Annotated in this window: 7 protein-coding genes; 3 read left to right on the plus strand and 4 right to left on the minus strand. The window is 70.5% G+C overall.

Features of this window, described 5'->3' with window-relative positions; all coding sequences use genetic code 11:
* The coding region (locus tag FKV24_RS19330; protein WP_170288306.1) for a hypothetical protein at positions 1-348 on the plus strand (348 nt) is incomplete at its 5' end.
* A 9-nt stretch (positions 349-357) separates the two neighbouring features.
* On the opposite strand, the gene FKV24_RS13070 is transcribed toward FKV24_RS19330, so the two are convergent.
* Complete coding sequence (locus tag FKV24_RS13070) at positions 358-999, minus strand: helix-turn-helix domain-containing protein (protein WP_141482680.1); 642 nt, start codon at positions 997-999, stop codon at positions 358-360.
* A 73-nt stretch (positions 1000-1072) separates the two neighbouring features.
* On the minus strand, positions 1073-2038 hold the full coding sequence (gene tal, locus FKV24_RS13075) for a transaldolase (RefSeq protein ID WP_141482681.1): 966 nt from the start codon (positions 2036-2038) through the stop codon (positions 1073-1075).
* Positions 2039-2210: 172 nt separating this feature from the next.
* Here tal and FKV24_RS13080 point away from each other — a divergent pair, with 172 nt between their 5' ends.
* Together FKV24_RS13080 and FKV24_RS13085 are read left to right on the plus strand one after the other, a co-directional pair.
* On the plus strand, positions 2211-2963 hold the full coding sequence (locus FKV24_RS13080) for an NYN domain-containing protein (protein ID WP_141482682.1): 753 nt from the start codon (positions 2211-2213) through the stop codon (positions 2961-2963).
* 48 nt (positions 2964-3011) lie between these two features.
* The gene (locus tag FKV24_RS13085; protein WP_141482683.1) at positions 3012-4727 is read left to right on the plus strand and encodes a VanW family protein; all 1716 of its coding nucleotides are present in this window, start codon (positions 3012-3014) and stop codon (positions 4725-4727) included.
* Between the two features lie 38 nt (positions 4728-4765).
* Here FKV24_RS13085 and FKV24_RS13090 read toward each other — a convergent pair whose 3' ends face one another.
* Positions 4766-5425, minus strand: a complete 660-nt coding sequence (locus tag FKV24_RS13090; RefSeq protein ID WP_141482684.1) for a glutathione S-transferase family protein — start codon at positions 5423-5425, stop codon at positions 4766-4768.
* An 87-nt stretch (positions 5426-5512) separates the two neighbouring features.
* A partial coding sequence (gene priA / locus FKV24_RS13095; RefSeq protein ID WP_141482685.1) for a replication restart helicase PriA occupies positions 5513-6797 on the minus strand: 1285 nt, incomplete at its 5' end.

Below are 6797 nucleotides of genomic sequence, written 5' to 3' on the forward strand. Positions count from 1 at the left end.
CGCCGTCGCTGCGCCGATGCGGGCGGCCGCAGCAGCGCGCGCTGGCTGGCCTTCACCGCGCTGGCATGGCTGCTGTTCCTGGCCTTGTTCGCGACCGCCTTCGTGCAGATCAGCGCGGCGGGCGACGCGGCCATCTTCGAGTATCCCTCGACCCTGCTGCGCGTCGCGCTCTGGGCCGCATTGCCGGCGCTGCTGCTCACCCTGGCCAGTGTGGCGCTGCTGTGGCGCGCCTGGCGGTCGAAGGCGTTCGGTCTGTGGCGCAAGCTGCGTCATACGCTGGCGCTGACGGCGTTCGTGCTCGCCGGCTACGGGGTGTGGGTCTGGAACATGGTCGGCTGGAAGCTGTGAACCCGCCGGTCACGGCGCCGGCGCGCCGGCGTCCTGCGCCATCAGCATCGCGACGAAGTCCTCGCCGGCCGCGCAGACGCCGAGGATCAGCGCTTCGTCGCAACCCTCGCCGACCAGGTAGGCATGGCCCATGTTGGAGTCGATGTAGATCGACTCGCCGGCCTCCAGGGTGACCGGGTCGTAGAACTCGGTATGGGCGACGATGCGGCCCTCGATCACGTAGATGTATTCCTCGCCGGCATGGCGCACGTAGTCGCCGAACTCGGCCAGCGAGCGTGCGCGCACCCGGGTCAGGATCGGCAGCATCCGCTTCTGCCTCAACTCCGGGCAGAAGTAGTAGTAATCGTAGTTGGGGGTGGTGACCTGGACCGCATCGCCGATCCGGCCGATGCTGCGGCGGGCGGTGACCGGGACCTGCGCGGCGGCACCGCTTCCCGTCGCGGGCTCGGCGAACAGTTCCGAAAGCGGAATGTTGAGCCGCTGGCTGAGACTCAGTAGCTTGTCGTAGCTGAGCGTCAGCCGGTCGTGCTCGATCTTGGACAGCGTCGAGACCGGAATGCCGGTCTGCTCGCTCATGCGTTTGAGCGTCCAGCCGTTGCGCGACCGCAGTCCGCGCAGCAGGGTGCCCAGGGTCGGATGCGGCGTCTCCATCGACTCCGATTCTACGGGAATCCCGCGGCGGAATCGGCGCCGACGGGCGGCCGCCGCACGGCTGCGGCGGCGGTCATGCCGCCGCGGCGATCCCCATGCGCTCGGCCAGCAGGCGTTCGAGCCGGACCTGGTCGGCGGCGAAGCGGCGGATGCCGTCGGCGAGCTTGTCGGTCGCCATCGCATCCTCGTTGTGCAGCCAGCGGAATCCGGATTCGTCCAGGCGCGGCAGTGCCGGGGCGCGGTCGCCGCCGTCGGCCAGCGCGAGCGGCACCTCGGCGGTGGTGGCGTCGAGCTCGCCGAGCAGGTCGGGCGAGATCGTCAGCCGGTCGCAGCCGGCCAGCGCCAGCACCTGCCCGGTGTTGCGGAAGCTCGCGCCCATCACCACGGTCCGGTAGTCGTGGCGCTTGTAGTACTGCCAGATCCGGGTCACCGACTGCACGCCGGGGTCGTCCTGCGGCGAGGCCGGGCGGGCCATGCCGTTGGCCAGGTGCCAGTCGAGGATGCGGCCGACGAAGGGCGAGATCAGGAACACTCCGGCCTCGGCGCAGGCGACCGCCTGGGCGAACGAGAACAGCAGGGTCAGGTTGCAGTGGATGCCCTCGCGTTCGAGCTGCTCGGCCGCGCGGATGCCTTCCCAGGTCGAGGCGATCTTGATCAGCAGGCGATCGCTGTCGATGCCGGCCTCGGCGTACAGCGCGACCAGCTTGCGTGCCTGCGCCAGGGTCGCGGTGGTGTCGAAACTCAACCGCGCGTCGACCTCGGTCGAGACCCGGCCCGGGATCAGCTTCAGGATCTCGCCGCCGATCGCGACCGCGAGCCGGTCGCCGGTATCGGCGATGCGTGCGGCATCGTCGCCGCCGCGGGCCTGTGCGATCGCCGCCTCGATCAGCGGCGCGTAGGCCGGCAGCGAGGCGGCCTTCAGCAGCAGCGAGGGGTTGGTGGTCGCATCGAGCGGCTGGAAGCGGGCGATCGCCTCGATGTCGCCGGTGTCGGCGACGACGGCGGAATGCGTGCGCAGGTGTTCGAGTTGGCTGGTCATTGGGGGCGTCGTGGTTCGTGTTTCCGGCCATTCTCGCCGATCGGCGGCGATGGATGCATGCAGGACTCCTATCTTCTGTCGTCCCGATACGTCCGCGCCGGCTGGTGCGGGCCGGGCCCGGGTTGCGCTAGGCTGCGGGGCAACTGCCGCTAGGCATCCAGGGAGCACGTCCATGGCGGACAAGGCCGAAGAGCAACGCATCGCCCTGCTGATCGACGCCGACAACGCGCCGGCCTCGAAGATCGACGTGGTGCTCAGTGAAGTCGCCCGTCACGGCGTCGCCAACGTGCGTCGCGCCTACGGCAACTGGAAGAGCCCGGCGATGAAGGGCTGGGAAGCGGTACTGCACGAGTACGCGATCCGCCCGATCCAGCAGTTCGCCTACAGCAAGGGCAAGAACGCGTCCGACATGGCGATGGTGATCGACGCGATGGACCTGCTGTACGCCGGCAAGCTCGACGCCTTCGCGATCGTGTCCTCGGACGCGGACTTCACCCCGCTGGTGATGCGGCTGCTGACCGAGGGGGTCCGGGTCTACGGCTACGGCGCGCAGCAGACACCGGAGCCGTTCGTGAATGCCTGCACGGTGTTCACCTATCTGGAAGCGCTGGGACAGCCGAGCGAGGCCGGGGGAGGCACCCAGAAGGCGCGCCCGACCAAGCAACTGCGCGACGACAAGCGACTGGTGCAGATGTTGCGCAATGCGGTGGAGGCTGCCGGCGAGGACGATGGCTGGGCGCATCTGTCCGCTGTCGGAAAGCAGATTTCCAACCAGGCTTCGTTCGATCCGCGCAACCACGGCTACCGCAAGCTCAGCGATCTGATCGACGCGATCGGACTGTTCGAGGTCAAGCGCCAGGGCCAGGTGGTGCTGGTGCGCGACAAGGCGAGCGCAAGGCAGAAGGCGAAGAGCGGAAGCAAGTAAGGCGAAGGACGGGTCCGCAAGGACGGGAGACGCCAGGGAGGTGGCGACATGAACACCGTGGCGACGGCCGCGACCACGACCGATCTGCCGACCCGCCGCGAAGCCCTGGTGTTCGCGTGCAAGGCCTGGGGCCTGCGCGCCCTGCGGGCGCTGCGCGACGCCGCCGATCCGGGGCGCCCGCGCCGGCATCCGCGCGCCAACACGCTGGCGCAGGCGCCGGTGCTGGCCGAGTTCGACAGCCCGTTGTGGCCAGGCGAGGAAGTCGATCCGATGCTGGTGGCGGGCAAGCTGCAGAACCTGCGGCAAGCGCTGAAGCGGCTGGATGGGATCGAAGTGGCGCCCGGCGCCCGCTTCGGCTTCTGGAAACAGGTCGGTCGCGCCACCCGCCGGCGCGGCTATGCGATCGGGCGCGAACTGCGTGAGGGGTGTCTGATCCCCGCCATCGGCGGTGGCCTGTGCCAGCTCAGCAACGCGCTCTACGACGGCGCCGTGCGCGCCGGTTTGACCGTACTCGAACGTCATCGTCATTCGCGCGTGCTGCCCGGTTCGCTGGCCGAGCAGGATCGCGATGCGACCGTGTTCTGGAATTACCTGGATCTGCGCCTGTGCGCGCCGTTCGCCTGGCGGCTGGAAGTGGAAATGGACGCACAGCGCCTGCGCCTGCGCATCCGTGGGCATCGCGACGTGGATGCGGTGTCGTGGCCGATGGCGGTGTCGCCACGGCGTCCGGCCACGCCCAGCAACGATTGCGGCAGCTGCGGCCAATACGAATGCCACCGCCACACGGGTCCATCCACAGGCCGTTTGCGCCGTCTGTGGTGGCTGCAGGAGGCCTGGCCGGAATTCAGCGCTGCGCTGGCGGCAGGGCGCGGCGAGGACGATCGCGTATTCGGTCCCGGCGGTCGCCGGTTCCCGGCGCAGGCGCCCTGGCGCCGCGCGGCGCAATCGCTGAGTTGGCGTTACGGACGTTGGCGCGGGCGGGCGCTCCCGCAGGTACGGCTGGCGCAGTTGCGCGCGCATGCGCGCGACCTGGCCGGCCAACTGCAATTGCAGGATCTGGACCTGGTGTTGCCGCAGAGTCTGTTGCCGTTCCTGTGGCGCGACGGAGAGCTGGCCGGACGCCGCTACGCGGTGCTGATGACCGCGTTGCCGATGCGCGTGTTGCAGGATGAGCTGGATGCGGCGGTGCGTCGGCATCCGCAGGTGCGCTCGCTGCGGGACTTCCGCGCCGACGAGACGCTGATCGCGGACGAATGGCAGGCATTGCAGGCCGCCGAGACCTGGTGGAGTCCGCATGCGCGGGTGCTGGCCATGGCCGGCGAGCGCGGCCGGGCCCTGTCATGGGCGATGCCTGCGGCCGTGCCCGCCAGCGGGCGTGCCAGTGCCGGTGCGCGCCCGCGGTTGTTCTTCCCGGCGTCACCGCTTGCGCGCAAGGGCATCCTGGAGCTGCTGGAGGCCGTGCGCGACCGGGATGTCGAGATCCTGTTGCCGCCGGGCGACAGCGAGCGCGGACTGGACCCGGGCCGCGCCACGCTGCGGCGCGTCGACTCGTACCGCCACGGGCTGTTGCAGGCCGATGGGGTCGTGTTGCCGGCCTGGGTCGAGCACCAGCCGCGCGCGCTGTTGGGGGCGATCGCCGCCGGCCTGCCGGTGGTGGCCACGCCGGCCTGCGGCCTGCCGGCGTCGCTGCCATGGACGCCGGTGGAGGCGGGCGATGTCGAGGGGCTGCGACGCGCCTTGCGGGCCCTGTCGATGGGCGGCTGAGTTCCGGCCAGGCGATGCGTCCGTCGGCGCTGGTCCGCTCAGTCGCGATCGGGTGCGCCGGGCGGGAACAGTTCGCGGTAGGGACGTGCCTCGTCGACCGCCCGTGCGACCGAAGGGTGCGCCAGCAGGCGTGCGCGGTAGCCGCGCAGGCGTTCCAGGGATGCGTCGATCGGTTGCACCCAGTCGGCGTAGAACAGGGCCGGCGCGGCGGCGCAGTCGGCCAGGGTGAAGGACGCCCCGCAGGCCCAGCGGCGCTCGCCCAGTTCGGTGTCGAGCCAGGCGTAGGCGGTGTCCAGCCTCTGCCGCGCCTGTTCGACGCCATGGCCGTCGCGTTCGGATTCGGGGCGCAGATGATCCAGCACGATCTTCTGCATCGGTGTGGATACGTACAGATCGAACAGGCGGTCGAGCCGGCGTACCGGCAGCGCGGCGCCGGGGTCGGCCGGCAGCAGCGCGACCGGTCCGGGATGATGGCGTTGCAGGTGTTCGATGATGAGCGAGGTCTCCTCGACCTGGCGGTCGCCGTCGACCAGCAGCGGGAAGCGCGCGATCGGCCAGCGGCGGGCGAATTCGGCGAGGTTGTCCGGGTGCTCGGGCGACAGCATCCGGTATTGGAACGGGGTGTCGTTCTCGTACAGCGCGATCAGTACCTTCTGGCTGTAGGACGAGAACGGATGGGCGAACAACTGCAGGTTCATGTGCGGCTCCTTGGAGGTTCACCAACACGACGAACCGACGGCGTCGGAATCGACACCGTGTCGCAGGCGCGATGTCCGAGGCCGGATTCAGTACAGATCGATCGGATCGACGTCGAGCGACCAGCGCACCTTGCGCGACTCCGGCGCGGCATGGATGGTCGGCAATGCGGCATCGAGGGCGGCATGCAGGCGGCGGCGATCGGGCGCGGTCAGCAACAATTGCACGCGCTGGTAGCCGGCGCGTCGCGGCATCGGCGCCGGCAGCGGGCCGCTGATCTCCAGCGCCGTGTCGTCGTCGCAGGCGTCGCGCAGGGCGTCGCGGGCGATGCGCAGGAAACCTTCGGCGATTTCGACCTGGCGGGCTTCGGCGCGCAGCATCGCCATGTGCGTGGAAGGCGGAAAGCCGGCGGCCTCGCGCAGCGGCAGTTCGGCCTCGGCGAAGGCGTGATAGCCGCCGCCCAGCAGGGTCGCCAGCAGCGGGTGGTCGGGGTGGTGGGTCTGCAGCAGCACTTCGCCGGGTCGCTGCGCGCGGCCGGCGCGGCCGGCGACCTGGATCAGCAACTGGGCGAGTTTTTCCGGTGCGCGGAAGTCGGCGCTGAACAGTCCCTCGTCGATACCGACCACCGCGACCAGGGTCAGCCCGGCCAGGTCGTGGCCCTTGGCCAGCATCTGGGTGCCGACCAGGATGCCCGGCGCATCGCCGAACTCGGCCAGCAAGCGCTCCATCGCGTCGCGCCGCTGGGTGCTGCCGCGATCGATCCGCACCACCCGGGTGTCGGGGAAGCGCACCGTCAGCGCGTCCTCGATGCGCTCGGTGCCGGCACCCTGTGGCTGCAGCGACAGCCCGCCGCAATCCGGGCAGGCGTCGGGCACGCGCTGGCGCGCGCCACAGTGATGGCATTGCAGTCGGCGGCCGCCGGCATGCACGGTCATCGGGGTGCCGTGCAGTTCGGTGCTGCAGCGCGGACACTGCGCCGACCAGCCGCAGTCGTGGCACAGCAGCACCGGCGCGTAGCCGCGGCGATTCTTGAACACCAGCACCTGGCCGCCGGCGTCCAGCGCGCGTCCGATCGCGGCGAACAGTTCCGGCGACAGGCCGGCATCCAGCGGCCGCTTGCGCACGTCGATCACCCGCACCTGCGGCGGTCTGGCGGCGCCGGCGCGCTGGCGCAGGCGCAGATGGGCGTAGCGTCCGAGCTGGGCGTTGCGCAGCGATTCCAGCGACGGCGTGGCGCTGCCGAGCACCACCGGTACCGCCAGGGCCTTGCCGCGGACCAGGGCGAAGTCGCGGGCGTGGTAGCGGATGCCGTCGAGCTGCTTGAAGCTGCCGTCGTGCTCCTCGTCGATCACGATCAGGCCCGGCTCGGGCAGC

The organism is Marilutibacter maris (assembly GCF_006546735.2).
In the GTDB taxonomy this organism is placed as follows: Bacteria; Pseudomonadota; Gammaproteobacteria; order Xanthomonadales; family Xanthomonadaceae; genus Marilutibacter; species Marilutibacter maris.

Coding starts and splice junctions, on each gene's coding strand:
- FKV24_RS13070 (WP_141482680.1), bottom strand. CDS start 999: ATGGAGACGCCGCATCCGACCCTGGGCACCCTGCTGCGCGGACTGCGG.
- tal (WP_141482681.1), bottom strand. CDS start 2,038: ATGACCAGCCAACTCGAACACCTGCGCACGCATTCCGCCGTCGTCGCC.
- FKV24_RS13080 (WP_141482682.1), top strand. CDS start 2,211: ATGGCGGACAAGGCCGAAGAGCAACGCATCGCCCTGCTGATCGACGCC.
- FKV24_RS13085 (WP_141482683.1), top strand. CDS start 3,012: ATGAACACCGTGGCGACGGCCGCGACCACGACCGATCTGCCGACCCGC.
- FKV24_RS13090 (WP_141482684.1), bottom strand. CDS start 5,425: ATGAACCTGCAGTTGTTCGCCCATCCGTTCTCGTCCTACAGCCAGAAG.